Source organism: Cohnella hashimotonis (assembly GCF_030014955.1).
GTDB classification, from domain to species: Bacteria; Bacillota; Bacilli; order Paenibacillales; family Paenibacillaceae; genus Cohnella; species Cohnella hashimotonis.
The window spans coordinates 6888915-6910866 of record NZ_JAGRPV010000001.1; the positions used below are offsets into that span (position 1 = coordinate 6888915).

General features: G+C 60.5%; 21 protein-coding genes. 2 read left to right on the forward strand and 19 right to left on the reverse strand.

From position 1 onward, the window contains the following. Positions 1–77: 77 nt before the first annotated feature. From KB449_RS27375 to KB449_RS27425, 11 genes are all read right to left on the reverse strand, one after another. Entirely contained in the window at positions 78–1154 is a 1077-nt protein-coding gene (locus KB449_RS27375) for a protein-glutamate methylesterase/protein-glutamine glutaminase (RefSeq protein WP_282911401.1), read from the reverse strand. A gap of 36 nt (positions 1155–1190) precedes the next feature. Further along, the gene (locus tag KB449_RS27380) at positions 1191–1982 is read right to left on the reverse strand and encodes a CheR family methyltransferase (RefSeq protein WP_282911402.1); all 792 of its coding nucleotides are present in this window, start codon (positions 1980–1982) and stop codon (positions 1191–1193) included. A gap of 17 nt (positions 1983–1999) precedes the next feature. Then, positions 2000–3598, reverse strand: a complete 1599-nt coding sequence (locus KB449_RS27385) for a methyl-accepting chemotaxis protein (RefSeq protein WP_282911403.1) — start codon at positions 3596–3598, stop codon at positions 2000–2002. A gap of 28 nt (positions 3599–3626) precedes the next feature. Next, on the reverse strand, positions 3627–5807 hold the full coding sequence (locus KB449_RS27390) for a chemotaxis protein CheA (protein WP_282911404.1): 2181 nt from the start codon (positions 5805–5807) through the stop codon (positions 3627–3629). Positions 5808–5820: 13 nt separating this feature from the next. After that, positions 5821–6243 carry a chemotaxis protein CheW gene (locus KB449_RS27395; protein ID WP_282911405.1) on the reverse strand — a complete coding sequence of 141 codons (423 nt, stop codon included), beginning with the start codon at positions 6241–6243 and terminating at the stop codon, positions 5821–5823. Between the two features lie 49 nt (positions 6244–6292). After that, the gene (locus tag KB449_RS27400) at positions 6293–8128 is read right to left on the reverse strand and encodes a methyl-accepting chemotaxis protein (protein WP_282911406.1); all 1836 of its coding nucleotides are present in this window, start codon (positions 8126–8128) and stop codon (positions 6293–6295) included. After that, complete coding sequence (locus tag KB449_RS27405; protein ID WP_282911407.1) at positions 8128–8508, reverse strand: response regulator; 381 nt, start codon at positions 8506–8508, stop codon at positions 8128–8130. The genes KB449_RS27400 and KB449_RS27405 overlap by 1 nt, the downstream gene beginning before the upstream one ends. 4 nt (positions 8509–8512) lie before the next feature. After that, a complete protein-coding gene (locus tag KB449_RS27410; RefSeq protein ID WP_282911408.1) occupies positions 8513–9010 on the reverse strand; it encodes a chemotaxis protein CheX in 498 nt (165 codons plus the stop codon). Positions 9011–9233: 223 nt separating this feature from the next. After that, a complete protein-coding gene (locus KB449_RS27415) occupies positions 9234–10205 on the reverse strand; it encodes a 2,3-diaminopropionate biosynthesis protein SbnB (RefSeq protein WP_282911409.1) in 972 nt (323 codons plus the stop codon). Beyond that, the gene (gene sbnA, locus KB449_RS27420; RefSeq protein ID WP_282911410.1) at positions 10202–11239 is read right to left on the reverse strand and encodes a 2,3-diaminopropionate biosynthesis protein SbnA; all 1038 of its coding nucleotides are present in this window, start codon (positions 11237–11239) and stop codon (positions 10202–10204) included. Before sbnA ends, KB449_RS27415 begins: the two co-directional genes overlap by 4 nt. 13 nt (positions 11240–11252) lie before the next feature. Beyond that, on the reverse strand, positions 11253–12467 hold the full coding sequence (locus KB449_RS27425; protein WP_282911411.1) for a phenylacetate--CoA ligase family protein: 1215 nt from the start codon (positions 12465–12467) through the stop codon (positions 11253–11255). 181 nt (positions 12468–12648) lie between these two features. Between KB449_RS27425 and KB449_RS27430 the strand changes: the two genes are divergently transcribed. Further along, on the forward strand, positions 12649–13437 hold the full coding sequence (locus KB449_RS27430) for a YheC/YheD family protein (protein ID WP_282911412.1): 789 nt from the start codon (positions 12649–12651) through the stop codon (positions 13435–13437). Between the two features lie 60 nt (positions 13438–13497). Here the strand turns inward: KB449_RS27430 and KB449_RS27435 are convergent, their stop codons facing one another. The 6 genes from KB449_RS27435 to KB449_RS27460 all read right to left on the reverse strand — a co-directional run bounded on the left by KB449_RS27435 (position 13498) and on the right by KB449_RS27460 (position 19113). Beyond that, positions 13498–14022, reverse strand: a complete 525-nt coding sequence (locus KB449_RS27435; protein ID WP_282911413.1) for an RpnC/YadD family protein — start codon at positions 14020–14022, stop codon at positions 13498–13500. Then, positions 14001–14273 (reverse strand): hypothetical protein, encoded by a 273-nt coding sequence (locus tag KB449_RS27440; RefSeq protein WP_282911414.1) that lies wholly within the window; start codon positions 14271–14273, stop codon positions 14001–14003. The genes KB449_RS27435 and KB449_RS27440 overlap by 22 nt, the downstream gene beginning before the upstream one ends. A gap of 208 nt (positions 14274–14481) precedes the next feature. After that, the gene (locus tag KB449_RS27445) at positions 14482–15381 is read right to left on the reverse strand and encodes an aldo/keto reductase (protein ID WP_282911415.1); all 900 of its coding nucleotides are present in this window, start codon (positions 15379–15381) and stop codon (positions 14482–14484) included. Positions 15382–15486: 105 nt separating this feature from the next. Next, positions 15487–16485, reverse strand: coding sequence for a cell wall hydrolase (locus KB449_RS27450; RefSeq protein WP_282911416.1), 999 nt, complete (start codon positions 16483–16485; stop codon positions 15487–15489). 222 nt (positions 16486–16707) lie between these two features. Continuing rightward, on the reverse strand, positions 16708–17172 hold the full coding sequence (locus KB449_RS27455) for a hypothetical protein (protein WP_282911417.1): 465 nt from the start codon (positions 17170–17172) through the stop codon (positions 16708–16710). Between the two features lie 168 nt (positions 17173–17340). Further along, complete coding sequence (locus tag KB449_RS27460; RefSeq protein ID WP_282911418.1) at positions 17341–19113, reverse strand: glycoside hydrolase family 2 protein; 1773 nt, start codon at positions 19111–19113, stop codon at positions 17341–17343. Positions 19114–19264: 151 nt separating this feature from the next. On the opposite strand from KB449_RS27460, the gene KB449_RS27465 reads away from it, so the two are divergent. Continuing rightward, on the forward strand, positions 19265–20179 hold the full coding sequence (locus tag KB449_RS27465) for an ArsR/SmtB family transcription factor (protein ID WP_282911419.1): 915 nt from the start codon (positions 19265–19267) through the stop codon (positions 20177–20179). A gap of 7 nt (positions 20180–20186) precedes the next feature. On the opposite strand, the gene KB449_RS27470 is transcribed toward KB449_RS27465, so the two are convergent. Both KB449_RS27470 and KB449_RS27475 read right to left on the reverse strand, forming a co-directional pair. Next, positions 20187–21071, reverse strand: a complete 885-nt coding sequence (locus tag KB449_RS27470; RefSeq protein ID WP_282911420.1) for an ADP-ribosylglycohydrolase family protein — start codon at positions 21069–21071, stop codon at positions 20187–20189. A 99-nt stretch (positions 21072–21170) separates the two neighbouring features. Continuing rightward, on the reverse strand, positions 21171–21938 hold the full coding sequence (locus tag KB449_RS27475; protein ID WP_282911421.1) for an NUDIX hydrolase: 768 nt from the start codon (positions 21936–21938) through the stop codon (positions 21171–21173). Between the last annotated feature and the right edge of the window lie 14 nt (positions 21939–21952).

Here is a 21952-nt window from a genome sequence, read left to right on the forward strand (position 1 = left end):
TTCCCTTGACGCGCACTGCCCTTTTCGAAGCGTATGACCCGACGTATCTCCAATCTGAATGCCCGGGACTGCCCCGGTCAGCTTCTTCCCGTTACTTGAACGATCTTCTCGGCAATCCTCCCTAGCGGTACGACGTGTTCGACACAGCCGAGCTCAATCGCGGACCTCGGCATGCCGTAGACGACACAAGTCTCCTGGGACTCCGCGATCGTCGAGGCGGCGCCGAGCTCCTTGGCCAGCAGCATGCCCTTCGCCCCGTCCTGTCCCATGCCCGTCATGATGACGTAATGGCGCTTCAGCCTCGACAGGCGGGCCACCGATTCGAACAAGACGTCTACGGACGGACGGTGACCGCTCCGCAGCGGATCCTCCGTTAACTTGACGAGGTATTCGCCGTTTTTTTCCACGACGGTCAGATGCCGGTCGCCGGGCGCGACGTAGACGCGCCCCCCCCGCAATGCCTCTCCGTCCTCGGCTTCCGAGACGCGCACCTCGCAAATCGTGTTCAACCGCTCGGCAAGCGACTTCGTGAATCGCGGAGGCATGTGCTGCACCACCAGTACCGGGTAGAGAAACCCCGCCGGCAGCGCCGACAGGACGGCGTCCAGCGCACGCGGTCCGCCGGTCGAAGTGCCGACCGCCACTACCTGGCCGAACGTCCTGAAGCCCGGCGAGTCCTCGCGCCTGCTTCCCGCCGCAGCGCGAAGGGCAGCGGCAGGCCTCGCCTCGGCCGACGGCTTCAACGCGGCTTTCTGCGTTTTGGACGCCGCTTTGACCTTCGCAACCAGCTCCGTCCTCACCTTGTATAGATCAAAAGATGTCGAGCCGGAAGGCTTGCCGACGAAGTCCACGGCGCCCCGCCGCAGTGCGTCTATGGTCGCAGCGGCCCCTTCTTGCGTCTGCGAGCTCAGCATGACGATCGGCACCGGACGCGACCTCATGATGGCGGATACCGCGTCCAGCCCGTTCATGCCGGGCATCTCGACGTCCATCGTAATGACGTCCGGCTGGAGCTCCTGGGCCATGCTTACCGCTTCGGCTCCGTTCGTCGCCACTCCCGGCACTTCGATCGCCGGGTCCTCTTCGAGCAGACGCTTGATCAGCTTGCGCATGAAGATCGAGTCGTCGACCACCAGCACCCGAATCGCAGCCATCGCGTCCTCCTCCTTTCCGTTTCGCCGGAACGACCTTCACTTTTTCCTATAGAAAAAGGCGTCGGTCGTCTCCAGCCCGTACTGTTCCGGCTGGAAGACCTGTTCGGTCCCCCCGATAAATAAGTACCCGCCTGTGCTCAGCGACCTGGCGAAATTTCTAAATACGCTTTCCTTGGCGGCGTCGGTAAAATATATCAGCACGTTGCGGCACACGATCAGGTCGAAGCCCTGTTCGTACGGATCGGCCAGCAGATTATGCTGTTTAAACGCGACACTGCGCTTGATCTCGTCGGAGACCGCATACGTTTCCCCCGTAACCTTGAAATACCGGCTAAGGATCGGCTTGGGCACCTCTCTGACCGAGGAAGGCCCGTACAGGCCTTCCCGCGCCCTTTTAATCGCCGTCTTGTCGATATCGGTAGCCAAAAGCTCATACTGGTGCCGTTTGAGCAGGCCGGAGAGCACGATCGACAGCGTATACGGCTCGTCGCCGGTCGAACATGCGGCACTCCAGCAGCGAAGCTTGCCGCGGCTGGCAGCCAGCTCGGGAATGATTTTTTTCTCGAGCGTCTCCCAGCGCTTGGCGTTGCGGAAAAATTCGGACACATTGATCGTCATGCGGTCCAGAAATTCCTCGTACAGTTCAGCGTCGCGCAGCATGCCCTCGAAGAGCTCGACAAACGTGCGATAGCCTCTTCGGTCTCTAAAAGTAGCCAGCCGCCTGCGCATCTGATCCTCTTTGTACTGCAGCAAGTCGATCCCGGTCTTGCTCTTTAACTTGGCGACAAACTGCGCAAAATCCAGATCGTCGGTCTTCATCGCCGCCATCGTTCATCCCGCCTTTTCTATGCTTTGCGCGTGCGGAACATCGCCACCGCCGCATTCAGCTCCTCGGCCAGGCCTGCGAGCGTCTGCGCGGTCGCCGCAGTCTCCTGGCTGCTGGCCGCCGATTCCTCGGCAGCGGAAGAGATGCTCTCGATGGATGCCATCATGTCCGACGACTGCGCTGCCTGCTGTTCGCTCGCGGCCGCGATCTCCGCGACCCGACCCGCCGACTCGCTCACCCTGGAGAGGATGCCGCCGAACGCTTCGCCCGTGCGCTCGGAGCCGGCCAAACCGCTCGCAACCGCCTCTACGCTGCGCCGCGTGTTCGTTTGCATGCCCTTCACGATCTGCGCGATCTGCTTGGTCGCTTCTCCGCTTCGTTCGGCCAGCTTGCGCACCTCGTCCGCCACCACGGCGAAGCCGCGGCCTTGATCTCCCGCGCGCGCGGCTTCAATCGCGGCATTCAACGCAAGCAGATTGGTCTGCTCCGCGATATCGTCGATGACCGATACGATCTCGCCCACTTGCTCCGAGTCTTGCGCCAGCCGCGCCATCTGCGCGTTGACTTCGTTCATGCCCTGGATCGAAGATTCGACGACCCGGCTGCCGTCCTGCGCGATCTCCATCGCCGCGTTCGACAGATCCGAGGCATGCTCCGCGCTTCTGGCAACGGACCCGATTGCTTCCGACAGTTCCTTGAACAGCTCGGTCATCGTCTGCGCGGAGTTCGCCTGGCTGGAACTGCCGCCCGCAATCTCTTCCGTACTCGCCGATATTTGCTGCGCGGCCGAAGAAACGTTCTCGGCCGAATACTGAATGCGCTCGACCGTCGCCCGCAGATCCTCGATCATGCGATTGACCGAACCCGCCAGCTGGCCAACCTCGTCCCTCGTATCAATATCCGAGGTGTCCCGCAGATCGCCTTGGGCAACGCGGCCGACGAGATCGACCATGCGTCCCAACGGACGAGAGATGTGCCGGGAGACATAGAAGCCCAGCGCGATGCCGAGCAGCGCGCCCAGCAGGATCACGACCAGCGTCGTGGTCCGCGCCGCAGCGAATGTCCGGTCGCCCTTCTCGCTCGCCTGCTCCGCGATCTTGACGTTCAGGTCCACGAGATCGCCGAGCTCCTTGGACATCGTTTCGCCGTTTTTTTTCAAGTCCCCGAGAAGGAGCGCCTCAATCGCAACATGATCGCCTTTTTTTAATGACTGAAGCGCCTCTTGCAGCGTGGACGAGTAGCTTTTCCAGGCGTTATCGAATTGCCCGAGCCCGACTTGCTCCGGCGGCGTCAACAAGGTATTCCGGTAAGTATCCACGCGGGCGATCAGATCGGTTTCCGCTTGCTTAATGGCATCTTCGTAAGCCTGCTTGTCGGCATCGCTTGCGGCAAATGCGTTATAGTCGCGAATGCTGACGCGGATCAGTTCGTATTGGGTCTGCGCTTCCGACAGGTTGGAGATCGGAATCAGGTTGTTGTCGTACATGTTGCCGAGCGCGTTGTTCATTTTACCCGTCTGACTCAGCCCCGACAGGCCGATAAAGATCAGCAGCGCGACCATGAAGAGGAAGACGATGCTTAACTTCCAGGATATTTTCAGATGTCCGAACCATCTCATGATGTTCCCTCCGTTTTTTGTTGACCGTTCATCGTGCGGCCGTTTTGGCGAACATCGCCGATATCTCGAGTATCAAGGCCACGCTTCCGTCGCCCAGAATCGTCGCCCCGGCGATGCCGTCCACCTTGCCGATGTAAGCGCCTAGCGACTTGATGACGATCTCCTGGTTGCCGATGAGCTCGTCCACGGTAAGCGCAAGACGCTTCTCCGCAGAGCCGATGATGACCAGCGGGAGATGCTTCGACGCATCGTTCGACTGCGGTACGCCGAATCGGTCCCGGATGTCCGCCACAGGGATGACCTGATTGCGGATCAGTACGACCGGCTGGCCGCGGACACTCCGTATTTCCTCGACGGGAACCCGAACGATCTCCGCTATATTGCTCATCGGGATGATCAACGTCTGTCCGCCGCATTTGACCAGCAGCCCGACGATGATCGCCAGCGTCAGCGGCAGCTTGATCTTGAATGTCGTCCCGCGTCCGAGCTCGGAGCGAATATCGATCATGCCGTTCAGCTTTTCGATATGGCTCGCTACGATGTCCATTCCGACGCCGCGGCCGGACACGTCGCTCACCCGCTGCGCCGTAGAAAAGCCCGGACGGAAGATCAGATCAATCGCCTCCCGGTCCCCCATGGCGTCCGCTTCCTCCTGCGTGATGATCCCCTTGCCGACCGCGGAAGACCGCATTCTCGCCGGATCGATCCCCGCGCCGTCATCCTCGACGCAGATGACGACCTGATTGTCTTCGTGCGCGGCCTTGATGCGCAGCATGCCTTGGCGGGGCTTGCCCGCGCGCTCCCGGACCTCGGGCAGCTCCAGACCGTGATCGACCGCATTGCGGATCAAATGAATGAGCGGATCGGCGATCTCCTCGATGAGGGTTCGGTCCAGTTCCGTATCCTGACCTTCCATGACGAGCTCCAGCTCTTTGCCCAGCTCCCTGGACAGATCCCGGATCATCCGCGGGAACCGGCCCATCAGCTGTTCGATCGGCAGCATTCTGGCTTTCATGACGCTCTCCTGGAGATCGCCGATAATCCGCGAGAGATGATCCGCGATATGCCCGAGCTCTCCGACCGAATCGTCCTGGAAACGGCGGCGCTGCGTGCGGGCGACCTGCTGGATGCGGGTCTGGTCGATCACGAGCTCGCCGACGAGGTTCATCAGGTCGTCGAGCCGCTCGACGCTGACGCGGATCGTCTGAGCCTTCGGCTTGGCGGCCGCGGAAGGCGGGGTCGCGGGCGCGGACGAGGACGAGGACGGCTCTGGCTGCCTGGACGGCGCTTCCGCCGCCGCCGCGGACTCGTCGATATGCGGAGCGGATGCCGGCAAGGCGCCTTCGAGCCCCGACGTATCCTGGCTGTATGCAGCGGCGGATGCCGTTCCGCGATAGTCCATCTCGGTCTCTTCAAGAAGGACAGCCTCGGCATGCGCGCCCGCGACGTCGGCCAATCCCGCCGCCATCGCCGCCAATTCAGCCGGCTCCTGCGTCCCAGCGTACAAATACGTCAGCTCGGGCGCATCTCCGACGCTCTCGCCGATGCTCTCGTAATCGGGAGAGGCCAGCAGCAGCTCGCCCCACTCCGTGAGCATCGTCTGGATCACGTAAGCCCTGGCGCCCTGGATGAAGCAATCGGGCGAGAGACGGACGCACAGCCAGGACAGGCGCAGCCCTTGCTCAAGTGCGCTTTTCATATGCAGGCGGATCGAAAGGGAGAGCTCCGGGCGTACCGCAGCGGAGGCGGCGACAACGGCCTGCGCCCCGGCCTGCGACTGAACCGCGCCGGAAGCCCCCGCCTCCGCGCCGCCAGCAGACGCCGCGCCCGCCGCATCCGAATCGAACCGCTCGAGCGCCTGCAGGCATGCAGACACGTCCACCGTGATGCAATCCTGCTTCAGGATGTCTTCCTTCATCAGCTTCAAGTTATCGAGCGCGCGGAACAGCAGATCGATCATTAAAGGCGTGACCGCTCGTTCTTTGGAACGGACCAGATCGAGCAAATGCTCCATCCGGTGGGTCAGGCGCTTCATCTCTTCGAAGCCCATGGCCGCGGAAGAGCCCTTCAGGGTGTGCGCGGCGCGGAACAGGCTCTGGATCACCTCTCCGGATTCGCAGTCGCGCTCCAACTGCATGATTACCTCGTCCATCAGCTGAAGCTGCTCGTCCAGCTCCTCCAGAAATACCTCTTTGTATTCAGACAACATATTCGGCATCCCCCTAGTCTCGAAGCAAAACTTCCTCCAGCTGCAGGATGCCGACCAGCCCGCCGCTCGTCAGACCGATCCCCGTGAACAGTCGGCCGTCAAGTCCGCCGAAGCGTCCCTGCGGTGCCTGGATATCGTTGAAGGTCGTCACCTTGCTGACGCGGTCGACGATGATGCCGACCGTGTCGACGGCGTGATTCACGACGACGATGCGGGTCTGCTTGGTGTACGTCTGCTCCTCCATCCCGAACAGGTCGCGCAGGCTGAGCACCGGCACGATCTTGCCTCTGAGATTGATGACCCCTTTGACATACGGCATGACGCCCGGAATATGCGTGATGTCCTGCATCTTAATAATCTCGTGGATGTCCTGTATGCGTATGGCATACTGCTCGCGCTCGATGCCGAACTCCACGTATTGTTCTTGCGCCGTCATGACGGATGCTCCCCTCTGTCGTGGCTGCCGCCGATGGCGGCGGTACCGGTCAGTCGACCTTGAATACGGATGCGGATTCGTGCAGCCTCTCCGCCAGCTGCGCGAGCGATTGGGAAGTCGACGCGGTCTCTTCCGACGCGGCAGCGGCCTCCTCGCTGGCTGCGGAGATGCTCTCGATGGAGCGCCGGACCTCTTCGGACTGCGCGGCCTGCTCTTCGCTGGCAGCGGCGATCTCCCCGACCTTATCCTCCGTGGCGGAAACCATGGAGAGGATTCGCTCGAACGCTTCGCCCGTCTCCTTGGAATGGCTCACGCCTTCGGCGACGGCTTCGACGCTCCGCTCGGTATTGCGCTGCATCTCCTTGATGATCGCGGAGATTTGCTTGGTCGCCTCGCCGCTGCGCTCTGCGAGCTTGCGGACTTCGTCCGCGACGACGGCGAAGCCTCGTCCCTGGTCGCCGGCGCGGGCGGCCTCGATCGCCGCGTTCAGCGCCAGCAGGTTGGTCTGCTCGGCGATGTCGCCGATGACTTCGAGAATGTCGCCGATCTTGGCGCTGTCCTCGGCCAGATGCGCAACCTGCTTGCTTACTTGTCCCATGCTGGCCACCGACCGGTTGACGACGGCGCCGCCGTCCCGGGCGATCGTCGAAGTCTGCGACGCGAGCAGCGCAGCCGACTCCGCGCCCTCGGCGACGGCCGCGATCGCGGCCGACAGCTCGCCGAAGCGCTCCCGAATGTCCAACGCAGCTTCAGACTGCACGTTCGTGCCGCTGGCGATCTCGTGGGTGCTTGCGGAGATTTGCTCCGACGAAGCCGCGACGCTCTCGGAGGAGCGAACCACATCGCCGATCAGCGTTCTGAGCTTGTCGATCATGCGATTGACCGCAGCGGAGAGCTGACCGAACTCGTCCTTGCTGCGAACCGGCACCTCTTCCGTCAGGTCGCCGTCCGCGATTCGCGCCGTCGCCTCCATCAGGCGCTTCATCGGCGAGCCGATCGAACGAATCAGCCAGAAGGCCAGCAACAGGCCGATAATGGCGGTGGCCGCGATTACGATGACGGTCGTATACAAGATGCCGCGCGTCGCATCCGACACCTCGCTCAGCTCGATTGCACCCATGATTTTCCAACCTGTAAGCTTGTTCGTGGCGTAGGCGGCTTCTTTTTTCACGCCCTCCAACGTATAGTTCACGGTGCCTTCATCGGTAGAATACACCTGTCCGATATAGCTGTTGGTGTTCGGCGTGCCCGGCGTTTTGGTAGGGTGCGTAATATAATTGTGTTTCCCGTCCATGATCAAAATGTAGCCCCGTTCGCCAACTTTGAACTGCTTCATCTGCTCGCCGAGTTCCTTCAGTCCGATTACTGCGCCTACGACGCCCGAGCCGTCTTTGACGGTCTTGGCGACAACGACGATCATCTCGCCGCTGGAGGCCGATACGATCGGGTCGGTGACCACCGCGGTCCCCGGATGTTCCATTGCGAGCTTGTACCAGTCCCGCTGGCGCGGGTCGTAGTCCGCGGCCAGATTGGAAGGAGGCACCGCCGCCGTCTTGCCCTCCGCGGTTCCGAAGATGACGTTTGCGTAACGGTGCTTGGCCGTCTGGAAGGGCGCGAGCAGCGCTTCCGCTTTAGTCGCGTCATCGCCTGCAAGCAGCTTAGAACTCATGAGACCTGCCAGATAGTCGACGTCCTGCATACCGGACGAGATTTCTTCTTGAATCTTCATCTCCGCCGCTTGCACGCTTTCCCTCGCGGAGCTTTGAATCTGCGACTTGATTTCTTTTTCCGCGCTCCGGAAGGAAAACCAGCCGATCGCCGAACTCGGCAGCAGCAGCACGATGAGCAGCACGATCGCCAGCCGATTTTTAACGGAGAGATTCATCACGGTACCGGCCTCCCCTCGGCTTTAAGCAGCTTGTTCACGGACTCGATAACGCGATCCTCCTGGAACGGCTTGACGATGAAGTCCTTCGCTCCGGCCTGGATGGCCTGAATGATCATGCCCTGCTGGCCCATCGCCGAGCACATGATGATCCGCGCGTCCGAATGGTTCGCCCTGATCGACCGGACCGCTTCGATTCCCTCCATGACCGGCATCGTAATATCCATCGTCACGAGATCCGGCTTCAGCATGGCGTATTTGTCAACCGCGACCGCACCGTTCTCGGCTTCGCCGACGACCTCGTGCCCGCCCTTTTGCAAAATAGATTTGAGCATCATCCGCATGAACGCCGCATCGTCTACGACCAATATCGTTGCCATGGCGTCACACCTTCCCTTCCGTGTCTCTGGATATAATGAATTGAAGCTCTCCCGCGCGCTCGAATGCCACGGACATCCGGACGACATTCCTCAATCCGAAAATGTGCATTTTACCCGTGATGACGGTGGGCGGCGTAATATCGATCCTGTAGCCTCTGCCGGAAACGAGCGTTGCTGCTTGTCCCGTGACCATATTGGCCAGCTCTCCGACGAAAGAATGGAGCATGTCGCCCTCGAGCGCCATCCCGAACATAGACTCCCCGAGCCTGCCGAACACTTCGCCTTCGCCCAGGATGACGACGCGCCCGTACATGTCCCCCGTAACCCCGATTAATACGCCCCATTCATCCTGCCACTCCTCATTGTCCGAGCGAGGGTCCGTAACGCTGAGAGACAGCGGCACGACCTGACGGAGCGCTTGCAGAATATCCTGCAGCAGCTCGTCCGACTGTTCGCTCGTCCCGTCCCTCACGATTGCCGACGTGTTCGCGTCTATGTTCATGATGGCCTCCTGACCGGTTAATTCGAACTATACTAATCATAAAGTCCCAACATTTCTCTGTAACCGAAAATCCATTGCGCGGTACCGCAAATATTCGCGGATGACAGCAATATTTTGCGGTACCGCGCAATTTTGAAATGATATAAGAAAGAATATTTACACAAAAAAAGGCCGATGTCTTGGAACGTTAGACATCGACACATAATCCTTAAGACCTATTCCTTTATTCTTCCTCCAGCGGAATTCCGATTCCCCGCTCGGCCGCCAGCTTCGCGTAATCGCCCGCGATTGCGATATCGAAGACGCCGAGTCCCATCGGATTGAAAAAGATCGGCATGCCCGCAGGAATATCGCGCAAGGCGTCCCGGCATACGACGTCCGCAAGCGTGAGCGCGGCTGCCTCGCCGAGTCCGCATGCTGCGTGAAGCCGCTCGATGTCCGTGTTCTCCCTGCACACCTCGGACCAGTCGTCCACGATCGGCTGCGCCTTGCCAAATATGCTGCCGGGCTCGTAGTCGCGCAGCGAGACGTTGAGCAGCAGCGCACCTGGCGGCGGCGCCTCGTCGATGTAACGCTCCGCGGACGCGGTGCACGTCGCGAACACATCGGATGCGCCGTAAACCGCACGCCAATCGTCCGCGATGCAGGCGATGCAACGGAGGTCCGAGGGAATCGTCTGTAGGTCGATCGGCCGAAGATCGAAAAGCGTCACCCGCTTCAGCCGATTGCCGAGCAGCTGCGCGCACATGTCGAGATGCAGACGGCCGATCGGGCCCCAGCCGACGATGCCGAGGCTGACTTCCTCCGGCTGCCTCGCTTCCAGATACGCCCGCAGCATCAGACCGCTGACGGCAGCCGCACGCAGGCCGTTCAGCAGCGCGCTTCGGATAAAAGCGACAGGGATGCCAGTCCGGGCATCGTTGAGCACGATTACGTTGCTCGCGCGCGGCAAGCCGCGCAGAATATTGCCGGGGAAGCCCGCCACCCACTTGATACCGGCCATGTCGAACGTTCCGCCGACATATGCCGGCATCGCGATGATCCGGTTGCGCAGGTCTCCATAGCGCAAATACGTTTTAGCCGGACTGACGCATGTGCCGCGTTCCCGTTCGCGAACGGCCGTCTCTACGATACCGGTCAGCCGGTTCCAGTCGATGCCCAGCGTGCGGATATGCCCATCGTGCAAGTAGATCATCCGCTGTCACCTTCGCTCTCCGCCGAGACGTAAGCCTGCGGCGTCTGGTCCGGATCCGGCTTCGATTCCGGCTCCAAGCCGAGCGCTGTCCGGACCCAATCGTCGTCGTAAACCGTGTCCATGTACCGCTCTCCCCGGTCCGGCAATATCGCGACGCATATCGCGCCGGCGGGAATCTCGCGGCTTATCCGGCCGATCGCGGCGATGACGCCTCCCGACGACGCCCCGGCAAGAATGGCTTCCTGCCGCATGAGCGCCCGGCACCCCCGCACGCAATCGGCATCCGATACGCGTACGACGAAATCCGCCAGCGACGCGTCATGCAGTTCCGGCACCTGCGCGGCGCCGAGCCCGGGGAATCTTCGCCGGCCCTCGGAACCGCCGAAGAGCGCGCTGCCCTCAGCGTCAATCGCGATGATCTTCGTCGCCCAGCCGCGCTGCCTCACATAATCGCGGCACCCGCGGATCGTTCCGCACGAGCTGACGCCGCAGAACAAATAGTCGACCTTGCCGAGTTGCTCCGCAATCTCGCGCATCGTCGTCTCCGCGTGCGCCAGCGCGTTGTCCGGATTGCCGTATTGATTCGTCCAATATGCCCCGGGAATCTCTCGGACCAGCTCCTGCACCCGGCGAATTCGCGCAGGCAGGTATTCGCCAGTGCGCGCGTCCGGCTTCGTCACAAGCTCGATCTCGCCGCCGAAGCTCCGGATGATCTGCAGATGCCGCTGCGTCGTCCGGGGATCGGCCACGCAGATGAAACGAAGTCCCAGATAAGCGCACAGCTGCGCGAGGCTGATGCCGAGATTGCCTGAGCTCGACTCGACGATCACGCTGCCTTCGGACACGTCGCCTCGCCCGATCGCTTCGCGCAGCATATACAAAGCCGGACGGTCCTTGGCGCTGCCGCCGGGATTCATCCACTCCAGCTTGCCGTGCACCTCGAACGATTCGCCGGCGTACAGCCGCTCCAGACGTTTCAGACGAATGAGCGGCGTGCGACCGATCGCTTCCGCGATGCCTCCATCGAGCCTCATGCGAATCCGACCTTTACGTATAAAATATTTTTTTGTTTTTGACGGCGCCTCGGCTACGCTCGTCGTCGAAGCCTGCTTCGGCGACGACATCGATACCGGCCAGAATGCCGCTGCGGATCATGGCACCGATCTCGGGTATGCGGTCCTGAAGCTCCGCGCGTACCCGATCGAGCAGCGTCCGATCGAGCGTACGGACGCTATAAAGGTGGACGCGCAATGCGTTTCCCTCTACGTTGATGCGGACACCTGCGTCGCGAACATGCCGATAAACCGCATTTTCGATATCGTAGACGCTGATTTTCTCCCCGTGCTTGAGATCGGGGCCGATGCGCTTCACGATGCTTTGAAAGCTCTGCCTTCGTACGCCGTCCACGACGATCGGGCGCAAATCTCGGACAACGTCATACGTGACATAACGCAGCGCGGGGAACGCTTCTCTGACGGTCGACGTGAGCACGAGCACCCGCTCGCCCGCAGGCAGCGGGTCATACGTCTCGCCGAGCGACTCGGCGCCGATGCCTTCCGCCTCCAGCCCCTCCGTCAGCAAGTAGCGCCCGTGCCGATGGTCGTAATAGGCGATGGTGCCGATCTCGATCGACCCGTACGTGTCTGCGATCGCTTCCGGTTCGATGCCCAGGCGGTCGGCTGCGCGCCCGATCCACCCCGGGGACGCGACCTCTCCAACCAGAATGACCTGCCTCACGCCGAACGCTAGCGGATCGTCCGCCGCGAGCAGGATGCGGTCTAGGATCGAGGGCATCGTGTAGAGCACCTCGGGGCGGATACGCTTCAATCGCTCGACGTGCAGCTCGATCGGATCCCGGTACGACAGCGTATGCACGGACATGCCAAGACTTTGAAATACGCTCGAAGCCGTCGCTTCGGCATGCCCCGTTCCCATGTCCGACACCGCGGTCCGGTAGCCGCGGTCTCCGAGTATGTTGCGAAATACGCGTTCCTTGATACGCAAATACGCCGCTTCGTCCCGGCCGGAATAGTAGATGGCCTTGCGCAGCCCCGAGCTCGTTCCGGAGGTACGATAGCAGTGCAGATCGCTGCGGCGCGCGAGCGGATTGTCTTCCGTATAATAAAAAGCCTCCAGCACGGAAGCTGTGATCAGCGGCAAAGGCTCCGGCGGCGCCGCGTCCCAACCCGAGAGTCCGCGATACCATGGAAACTGCTGCGCGGTCCGCTCGGCGAGCGCTTCCCTGCCTGCAGGCTCGGACATTCGATCCACTCCTTGCCCGTCAAGGTCAAAGCCTAACTCGGGGTGCTATCACCATATGTCAAAGGGCGGTCGGACGTTCGAGAAACACGTGCGCGGCGGTTGTCCCATGCCATCGAACAATTCGCAAACCGCTTAACTCGTTCGTATGATGATAGCAAACAGACGCGGGAGGCGATGCGCCGTGATCAATCGTTTGAAACAGACCGTGTCCAGCAAGCTGGTCAAAACCGGATTGCTTCTCGGCGGGAAGTTAGGGCGGCATGTGCCGGTCACCGTACCGTTTTCTTGGGAACGACTGCAGAAGATGCTGGAAGAGTGCGGGATGGTCTATGTAAAGCCCGATACGGGGTCGCAGGGCATAGGCATCATGAAAGTCGAACGAATGGCCCGAGGACGCTTACGATACCAGCTTGGCACCGAGCGGCATGACTTTGGCACTTATGCGGACATGTACAGGTCCATGCGACGCCGCATGGGAAGAAGACGCCATCTGATCCAGCAGGGCGTGCAGGTGCTGCGATACGAAGGCAGGCCTTTCGATTTTCGAATCATGACGCAGAAAAACGCGGCGGGCCGATGGGTAAGCACCGGCATTGCCGGCCGTGTCGCGCATCCGGGCAAGATCGTCTCGAACGGCAGTCAGGGCGGCGCGATCTATGAAGCCGAGCGGCTGCTCCGGCACGCTGCAGGCGGGGAGGAGACCCCAGGCTTGATCAACAGTATGCGGAAGCTGGCCCTGCTAACCGCGGACCGATTCGGGCGTAAATATCCGGCGATGAACGAGCTCGGTATCGACATCGCGGTAGACCGCGGGCGCAAGCCGTGGATATTGGAGGTTAACACCCGCCCGGATCCTTGCCCGTTCGCCAAGCTCGAGGACCGGACGGCGATACGCAGAATCGTGCGCTACGGCCGCAGGTATGGCAGGCGATATTGCTTGAAGTGCGGAAAGGCTAAAACGGGAACGTAACGACTCTCTATCATGCCCGTTGTGGCGTAAGCACGGTTTGCAGCCGCAGCGGACATGAATTTATTTCATTCGTTCGCGGAGCTTCTGAAGCTTATCATCGGAAAAGCCCGTCGCCTCGCCGATGACTGGAAGACTCAACCCCAGCCGGAGCATGCGGAGCGCGGCTTGCTCAAGTCCTTGTGCAAGTCCTTGCTCCAATCCTTGCTCGAGCCCTTCCTCCATCCCTTTCGCGATGCCGAGCTTGAGGCCTTCCTCCACGCCGCTGTTTCGAATCGCCTCCAGGTTTTGCTGCAGTCCCATCGTTACCTCTCCCTCCTGATTAAACTGGTTAATCAAATCGTCGATCGCCTTGCCCGGATCCGGCAGCTGCCTGGCGACCATATGGGCCAGCCAATTGAGAAACTGGCTCTTCAGCTCTTCGGGCATCGACCGCACCGTGTCCATCAGCTTCGCGAGCCGGTCGTGCAACTGCTGCCGGTCGGCGGTCTGATCGAGCAGGAACACCGCGCCGATCGTATTTGACAGCGCCAGCAGCTCTCGCTCCGTGTATCGCTCTACGTCGATTAGCACATATTCGAAGTCCAATAACTCCTGGCCGAAGGCATCCTGCCCTTCAAGCGGAGCCTATATACCAAGTCCGCTTCCTTCCGGCCAAAATCCGGCAAGACGAAGGAATGATCGATCGCCTCCAGATCGGACTCGTGGATGGTCTCGGCCCACTCTCGGGCAACGAACGATCGGATCAGCTCGACGAACAGCTTTTTGCTCGACAACAGGTAACGGTAAGACGTATCGTGAGGAAAAGAGAGGCCCGCGGTCTTCTTCCCGCCGCTCATACCCGTTCACCCGATATAATAAGTCCATTATAATGCACGATACTCCATCGCAAAAGCGTGCTCGAGCTCACCGAGGCCCCTCCTCCGCCCGGAAAAGCAAACACCCCGACCAAGCCGTCATGGACGACCGTCGGGGTGTGCTTCACCGCTAACGTATTGCTTTTATTAAACCACATTCGCCGCAAAAAGGGAATATACGTTCGTAATTTTATTCCAATCCGATCCAATCCTCCTCGGCGACCGCGCGCCAACGCTCGCGAATCGCCTCATACTCCGCCGCAGGCAGAGGGCCCTCCGCCAACAGCCTGGCGTTCGATGTCCAGCGATCCGGGTTCGCGGTGCCGACGATTGCCGAATGCACGCCGGGCGTCGACAGCGTGAAGCGCAGCGCCTTGCCGACCGTTTCCTCCAGCTCGCCTTGCAGGAATTCATATTTTAGCTTCTGCAGCCGCTGCCAATACGGATACTCGTAAGCCTTGGAATCCGGCGCTTGCGTATGCCGCCAAGCCACGTTCGCTACAGGACGCTTGACGACGACGCCCATGCCTTTCTCCGCCGCTTCTTTTAAAGTGAGATCCGCAGCTTCCTGATCCGCGATGTTCAAGGAAGTCATGAGCGAATCGAACGCGCCCGTACGTACGGCGTACAGCGCGTTGGTATGGTCGCCGCTGTAACCGATGAATCGCGTCTTGCCCTGCTCTTTCGCCCGTTTCAGCACGTCGATGACATCGCCCTGCCTCAGCACCTCCTCGGAGCAGCTGTGGAGATGGATCACGTCGACGTAATCCGTCTTGAGCCGCTCGAGACTGCGGTCGATGCTCTGCGCCAGCATGCGGGGATCCCAGTCGGGCAGGTCGAGACCAGCGGCATGTCCGCATTTGGTGAACAGGAAGTAATCTCCGCGCCTGCCGGATACGGCTTGGCCGATGAGCTCTTCGCTGTTTTTGTAGCATTCCGCCGTATCGATCAGGTTGAGCCCCGCGTCCAACGCGCTGCTCAGCAGCCTGTCCACGTCCCGCTGAGCGGCGCCGCTGAAGCCGATCTCCGCGCCGCCGAATCCAAGTTCGCTAACCTGCATACCTGTCTTGCCGTACGCTTTTTTTTCCATCGCAATCGCCTCTTTCCATAGAATCTATATTCATTTTACCCAATCCCGCGTCTATGTCCCGATACGGCAAAGAGCGGGGCCTCGGCCCCGCTCTCCTATCCATCGTCAGACAAACACATGATGGCCGATTTTCTTGATCGCCTTCAGCCGCTTGGCCTTGGCAGGCTCGAGCTGCGGATTAAAGAAAGACAACGCGCCGGGAACGTTGTTCTCGCCGGACAGCGCGGCCTTGGCCGCTTTGATGCTGTCCTTGGAGGGCGTCTCCCGTTCCAGGCTGCCATTGCCCGCTGGGGAGAATTGTCCGGGGGCGTATATAACGCCTCGCAAGGTATCCGGATACCTGTCGTTGTGCATACGGTTCATGACGACGCTCGCGACGGCCAGCTTGCCCGCGTACGGCTCGCTGCCGGCCTCGGCTTCCACCAGCTTCGCGAGCAGCGTTACATCTGCGGGGTCGATCGCTTCCGCTGCTGCGGCTGTCGCCTTCTGCTCGGAGACGTCCGGATCGAGGAATTCCGGTGCGACGATCTTGAGCTGCTGACCGACCGTCAGCGCTTCGCCGGACAGCCCGTTGCGGACCTTCAGCGCGGTTGCGGTCGTATCGTGCGCCTCGGCAATACGCCAGAGCGTGTCGCCCGCCACGACGGCGTACAGCTCTTCTTGCCGGAGGACCGCAACCTTCTCCTGCTCCTTCCAGCCGACGCTGGCATGCATTGACTCGGCGACGACCCGCAGCGGCGCGTAGGCGACGCCCTCCTTTAACCGGACCGTACCGCCGATGTCGTACGTGCCGCCGTTCAACGCAACGACCGACGATCCCGCCTTAAACGCGAGCACGTCTCCCAGATCGTTGCGAATCGTGGTGCGTCCGGAATCCCCGTCGTACTCGAGCTTCCAGTCCATAAGGTCAGCGATCTCTTTGACCGGCGCGTAAGTCCATCCGCCGATCGTCCATAGACTCTGGGTCAGGCCGACCTTAACATCTGCTATGTATAGAGTATTATTCGTGCTATTCGTGCCTGCGAATGCCGCGCCTGCGCCAAGCGACAGGAAGAGCGCAAGAGCCAGGAACGCGATTCTGTTCAGCCGTTGAATGAGCTTCATCTCCTTTTGAGCGGAATGAAATCCATGATCTCAGCACTGTTCGCTATTATACAGACATTAAAAAGGAAAAATTTAAAAATGAGTGATTTTTCATCCTGGGTAAGCGTTTACTTGTCCAAAACCCTTCGAAAATAGCGATCATTAGCTATATTAAGGTCCTAATTTAGATGAGGCAAGCATGCAAAAAGACCGCGCCCGAACCGGGTGCGGTCTTCAGACTCCTTATTTTTTGGCGTTTCTGCGCTTGGTCGCGCGCCGGATTCTGGCCGCCAGCACGATTCTCAAAATCTCGCCGAAGTTGTTCCGAAGACCGTTCTGCTGAATTTCCAGAATGTCTGCGTCGGACAGCGTCAACGAAGTAGCCACGAGCGAGGAAGCGCGGTTGGCGAAGTTGAAATCCGCGAGATCGTCGACGTTGCCCGTGCTGAACTTCACGTACTCTCCCTTATAGTTGTTGTTCTCGAACAGTACAACGGTGCCACTGCCTGTCGGCGACGAGAACTTCAGGCTTTCGAGGTCGTCGTTCAGGTTGACCGATGACAGCCGTTGCACGCCGATGTTGCCGCGGAAGCGCTTGGATGAGCCTGAAAAGTTGGTGCCTGCGTATACTTCAAGGAGCGGGTTGAGCACTTTGGTTTTCGCACGCTTGGGCGCTGCTTTGGCGATCGGTTTTCTTTTATTGATCATCTTCAAATCCCTCCTCATCGGTGATACTCCAATTTATGGAGACGAGCACCCGAGGGATTGTCCGTTTAACTATTTGGCCGTCTATTTTTGAAACCTATTTTTATGAGATTAATAGGCCCGAACCTGGACAAAGAAAGAGGATCATCCGCTCGCCAACAATCCGAGACGTTACTCCCCTTCGTTGATCGCCCGAATCGCCTCAACCGGCAGCTTGGGTACGCGATCGTAGGTCAACAGCCCGTTGATCTCCTGCTCGACGTCGGTCAGCTGCGTATAGCAGTAGCCCTGGACGACGCCCGAACGGAGCAGCGGTTGAATGACGGCGCGCAGCCGCGCAGCGAAGTCCTCGTCGCTTTCCGCGCCGGAGTATCCCCAGCCCTCCCACTCGCTCTTCTTGTAGGCGATGCCGCCGAACTCGGTCACGAGAATCGGCTGACCTTCGTACGCATGGCCTCCGACGGTCAACCGACGGCCGGACGGCATGCCGTTCACGGCCCGCCCTGCTTCCGCATAGCGCTCCTCCAGCACCTCGCGCCGATACTCGTAGTCGTGGATGTTGAGCAAATCCGTCTTTACCATCTCCCAGCCGTCGTTGGAGACGACCAGACGCGTCGCGTCCAGCGACTTGGTCAAGTGATACATCGTCAGCGCGTGGTGCTGCTGCTGCGCGTCGATCTGAATGTTCGGCACGCCCCAGCTCTCGTTGATCGGCACCCAGACGACGATACACGGGTGACTGTAGTCGCGTTCGATCGAAGCCTGCCATTCGCTCACGAAGCGGCGCACATAGGCGTCTGAATATTGGTAGGCGTTGGCCGCCTCGCTCCAAACGAGGAGCCCAAGCCGGTCGCACCAATAGAGATAGCGTGGATCCTCCAGTTTCTGGTGCTTGCGCGCGCCGTTGAAGCCCATCGCCTTGGTCAGCTCGACGTCCCTGCGGACGGCCTCGTCGCTCGGCGGCGTCAGGTTGCCGTCGGGGAAATAGCCCTGATCGAGAACGAGCTTCTGAAAATAAGGCCGGTTGTTAAGGTTGAACCTGCCCGCTTCGATCGACACCTTGCGCATGCCGAAATAGCTGGTCACCTCGTCGATCGCCGTCTCTCCGTCGTACAGCGTCAGCCTGACATCGTAAAGGTTCGGTTTTTCCGGCGACCACCAGCGTCCCTGGCCGTGGTCGTTCAGCTCCTGCAGATGAATCGTGCGGGCTTCGTTCGCGGAGCGGATCGTGTAGGTGTCGCTCGATACCGGCTCCCCCTCGAACGTAATGTCTACATTCACCTTCAACTCTGCCTGACCGGTCCATCCCGCTACCGCAAGCCGCAGTCCGATGTCGTTGCGGTCGATATCCGGCGTCCAGCGAACCGAGGCCAGATGCGCCGGGGCGACCGCCTCCGCCCATACCGTCTGCCAAATACCCGTCGTACGGGTGTAAAAGATGCTCGCGGAGTCGGACAACCAGTATTGCTTGCCTCGCGGCAGCGTGACGTCGCGGCTGTAGTCGACCGCCCGAACGACGAGGGCATTGTCCTCCCCTGCAGGCCGCAGCGCGTCCGTGATATCGGCATGAAAAGGCGTATGCCCGCCCTCGTGCGTCGCGACGAGCTTGCCGTTGACCCATACCGAGGCTTCGTAGTCGACGGCGCCGAAATGCAGGACGATGCGCTTATCTCTGAACGCCTCCGGCAGCGAGAGGGTCCGGCGGTACCAGACGATATCGTGAAAATCCGGCTCGCCGATGCCGCTCAACGGGCTCTGGAAAGCAAAAGGCACCTGGATGCGCCGGCCGAACGCCCGATCGCCGTCTTGCCACCGCTGCCCGACGCCGACCGCGGCGTCGTCGAACTCGAACTCCCACTCTCCATTCAGATTCACCCAGCCTTCCCGCACGAACTGCGGCCTCGGATAGTCCTGTCTGGGGACTGGCTTTTGAATTTCGGACATCTGGTTACCCTCCTGATTAAGTTAACTATAAGGTTAATGATTAATATAAAGAAGCTGTTTTCCAACCTATCGTATTCCGATTCGGATTGATTGTCAACTGTTGTGTAGTATAATTAACCCTATGATTAACAATAGGAACTGAGGGAACCACATGGAGATCGAAGTCAGTACGAACCATATGCAGCTGCTCGAATGCCTGTCGTCGGAAACGCGGGTGCGCATCATCGAGATGCTGCGCGAAAGACCGATGTACGTCAAAGAGATCGCGGACGAGCTGAAGCTCTCGTCGGCGATCGTCACCAAACATATGCAAAAGCTCGAACAGGCCGGGATCGTGTCCACCCATATGGCCGCCGGCACCCGGGGAAAACAGAAAATTTGCACGCTCAGCCTGGAACGGCTCGTCCTTCTGTTCCGAACCGATGCCCGGGAGCCCGAAGTGCGAGATCCGTCAAGCTATGCCGTCTCCATTCCGATCGGACACTATACCGCTTATCAGGTCAAGCCGACCTGCGGGCTGGCATCGCCGCGCAAGCTGATCGGCCTGCTCGACGATCCCCGCTACTTCGATGCGCCAGAGCGCGTCGAGGCGCATCATCTCTGGTTCGCCAGCGGTTACGTAGAATATCGGGTGCCCAACTATCTGATCGGCGACGCGCGGGCGCGAGAGATCCGCGTCACGCTGGAGATCGGCTCGGAAGCGCCTGGCTACAGAGAGGACTGGCCGTCGGACATCGCTTTTTCGATGAACGGCGTCCAGCTCGGCGTATGGACCTGCCCCGGCGACTTCGGGAGCCAACGCGGCAGACTTAATCCGCCATGGTGGGGATCGAGCAACTCGCAGCATGGGGTACTGAAGACGCTGCTGGTGACCGAGGAAGGAAGCTATATCGACGGCGTGCGGATGTCCGACATAACGACCGGGAAGCTCGGCCTGACTGCCGGCAGCGACATCCGGCTGCGCATCGCCTCGGCAGAAGACGCCCGCTATCCGGGAGGCGTCAGTCTGTTCGGCAGCCGCTTCGGCAACTATGCCCACGACATCGACGTGATCGTCGCTTACTAACGTGAGACTAGCCGGCCGTCCCCGATCTCGTCGCCAGTATCGCCGCGCATGTCTTGTCCAGCCGATCCTTGAGCAAAATTTGCGAGGAATAACGTTCAGGGATGCCGGTGAAGCCCCAGTGCACGCCGGCCAGACCGCCGGCGATCGCGCCGATCGTGTCCGAGTCTCCGCCTTGATTGGCCGCCCGCTGCACCACTTCCTCGAAGGAATCCGAAGTCAGCAGCAAATGCAGCACCCAGCGGAACGTATGCACGACATAGCCGCTGGACTCGCAGTTCGGCTCCGACGCGAGCATCGCTTCGTACGCGGTGCCCGCGACGGCGTCCGCAATCGCTTCGCGCAGCGGAGTCTCGCCCTCCAGCATAGCGAACGCGATGCGGTTATAAATCTCGCAAGCCTCGTTGCACCGCTCGTCATAGTGCGTCATCTTCGACTGCATGCGCGACACGCGCGAGACGTCGGCCCATTCCGGATAACGCAGCGCCACGGGCAAGCAGCGCATCAGGGAGCCGTTGCCCGCGCTCTGGCCGAGGTTCAGGTCCGCGAGCAGCGCGGCCTCGAACCAGTTCCCTTCATACGTCGCGAGCACGGTACGAATGATATTTCCGATGTCTTTGGGATCCGAAGCATACCAGTCGAGAAAATGCCTGCCGATCGCCCGAACCGGATCCCGCGGCGCTTCGAGGATGCCGTCCGCCACGCACAGCGTCATCATCGTATCGTCGGTCACTTCGCCCGGCTCGAGGCGCCATACGCCGCCCCCGATTATTTCCGTCAGATAGCCGTGCCGCTCCGCAATCTCTCTCGGAGACATAAATTCCGTCGTACCGCCCAATGCATCCCCGACGGCCACGCCGTACAAGCCGCCTCGGATTCGTTCCGCCAGTTCCATTTTTTCCGCCTCCGTCTCTATCCCGTCTCGTCTCTATTTCATCTCGTCTCTATTCCGTCAACAGGACGCCATGATCCTTGAATCCGCCGCGTATTTTCCCTATCCGTAAATCGACAATTCCGGCGCATAATCGGTGAACCGATACAACTGTGCCGGCCGCTGCGAGTAACGGTTGGACATCATCGGACGCCCTTCCGCGTCGCGGACCTCTTCCAGAATGCCTCTGCGGCTCTGCGTGGAGGTCACCTTGCGGATGAAGTTCTTTTCCTCAAAGGACGGCACGACGGCCGTAATCACCTGGTACAACTCCGCGATCGTAAACGTCTCCGGCAGAAATTCCTTGGCGATCGTCGTCGTCAGCATCTCCCGGCGAATGCGTCCGAGCGCATCCGCCACGATCGACCGGTGGTCGAACGCCAGCTCCATGGCAAGCGCCTCTTCGACCGGCCAGAGACTCACGTCCGACGCTTCGTCCGAGGTTCTGCGGCTTGCCACGTACCGCTCCTCGACAAGCGCGAAGAACGCGTGCGAGATCATCCAGCCGCGCGGATCGCGGCCCGGCGCGCTGTAGACGTTGAAGTACGCGAGGTGCACGTCCGCTACGCCCGTCTCCTCCAGCAGCTCCCGCCGGGCGCACGCTTCCACCGTTTCTTGCTCCCGCGTGAAGCCCCCCGGCAGCGCCCACATGCCCTCGCACGGCCACTGCTTGCGTTTGATCAGCATGACCGCAAGCTTCCGGAGCGGCAGCGCCTTCTTCGCGCCCGTCCGCTCGGTCTTGGTAATGGTGAATACGACGATGTCCGTCGGCGCGCCGTCCGGCGTACGGAATCCCGCGGCTGAGTATGGTCCGGCATGGTTATCGCTCATATGAAATGACCCCT

Excerpts from the sequence above, each read along its gene's own strand:
- KB449_RS27390 (WP_282911404.1), bottom strand. The coding sequence starts at position 5,807 with ATGTTGTCTGAATACAAAGAGGTATTTCTGGAGGAGCTGGACGAGCAG.
- KB449_RS27405 (WP_282911407.1), bottom strand. The coding sequence starts at position 8,508 with ATGGCAACGATATTGGTCGTAGACGATGCGGCGTTCATGCGGATGATG.
- KB449_RS27445 (WP_282911415.1), bottom strand. The coding sequence starts at position 15,381 with ATGGAAAAAAAAGCGTACGGCAAGACAGGTATGCAGGTTAGCGAACTT.
- KB449_RS27455 (WP_282911417.1), bottom strand. The coding sequence starts at position 17,172 with ATGATCAATAAAAGAAAACCGATCGCCAAAGCAGCGCCCAAGCGTGCG.
- KB449_RS27450 (WP_282911416.1), bottom strand. The coding sequence starts at position 16,485 with ATGAAGCTCATTCAACGGCTGAACAGAATCGCGTTCCTGGCTCTTGCG.
- KB449_RS27375 (WP_282911401.1), bottom strand. The coding sequence starts at position 1,154 with ATGGCTGCGATTCGGGTGCTGGTGGTCGACGACTCGATCTTCATGCGC.
- KB449_RS27380 (WP_282911402.1), bottom strand. The coding sequence starts at position 1,982 with ATGGCGGCGATGAAGACCGACGATCTGGATTTTGCGCAGTTTGTCGCC.
- KB449_RS27460 (WP_282911418.1), bottom strand. The coding sequence starts at position 19,113 with ATGTCCGAAATTCAAAAGCCAGTCCCCAGACAGGACTATCCGAGGCCG.
- KB449_RS27400 (WP_282911406.1), bottom strand. The coding sequence starts at position 8,128 with ATGAATCTCTCCGTTAAAAATCGGCTGGCGATCGTGCTGCTCATCGTG.
- KB449_RS27475 (WP_282911421.1), bottom strand. The coding sequence starts at position 21,938 with ATGAGCGATAACCATGCCGGACCATACTCAGCCGCGGGATTCCGTACG.
- KB449_RS27470 (WP_282911420.1), bottom strand. The coding sequence starts at position 21,071 with ATGGAACTGGCGGAACGAATCCGAGGCGGCTTGTACGGCGTGGCCGTC.
- KB449_RS27415 (WP_282911409.1), bottom strand. The coding sequence starts at position 10,205 with ATGATCTACTTGCACGATGGGCATATCCGCACGCTGGGCATCGACTGG.
- KB449_RS27385 (WP_282911403.1), bottom strand. The coding sequence starts at position 3,598 with ATGAGATGGTTCGGACATCTGAAAATATCCTGGAAGTTAAGCATCGTC.
- KB449_RS27410 (WP_282911408.1), bottom strand. The coding sequence starts at position 9,010 with ATGAACATAGACGCGAACACGTCGGCAATCGTGAGGGACGGGACGAGC.
- KB449_RS27395 (WP_282911405.1), bottom strand. The coding sequence starts at position 6,243 with ATGACGGCGCAAGAACAATACGTGGAGTTCGGCATCGAGCGCGAGCAG.
- KB449_RS27465 (WP_282911419.1), top strand. The coding sequence starts at position 19,265 with ATGGAGATCGAAGTCAGTACGAACCATATGCAGCTGCTCGAATGCCTG.
- KB449_RS27425 (WP_282911411.1), bottom strand. The coding sequence starts at position 12,467 with ATGTCCGAGCCTGCAGGCAGGGAAGCGCTCGCCGAGCGGACCGCGCAG.
- sbnA (WP_282911410.1), bottom strand. The coding sequence starts at position 11,239 with ATGAGGCTCGATGGAGGCATCGCGGAAGCGATCGGTCGCACGCCGCTC.
- KB449_RS27440 (WP_282911414.1), bottom strand. The coding sequence starts at position 14,273 with ATGAGCGGCGGGAAGAAGACCGCGGGCCTCTCTTTTCCTCACGATACG.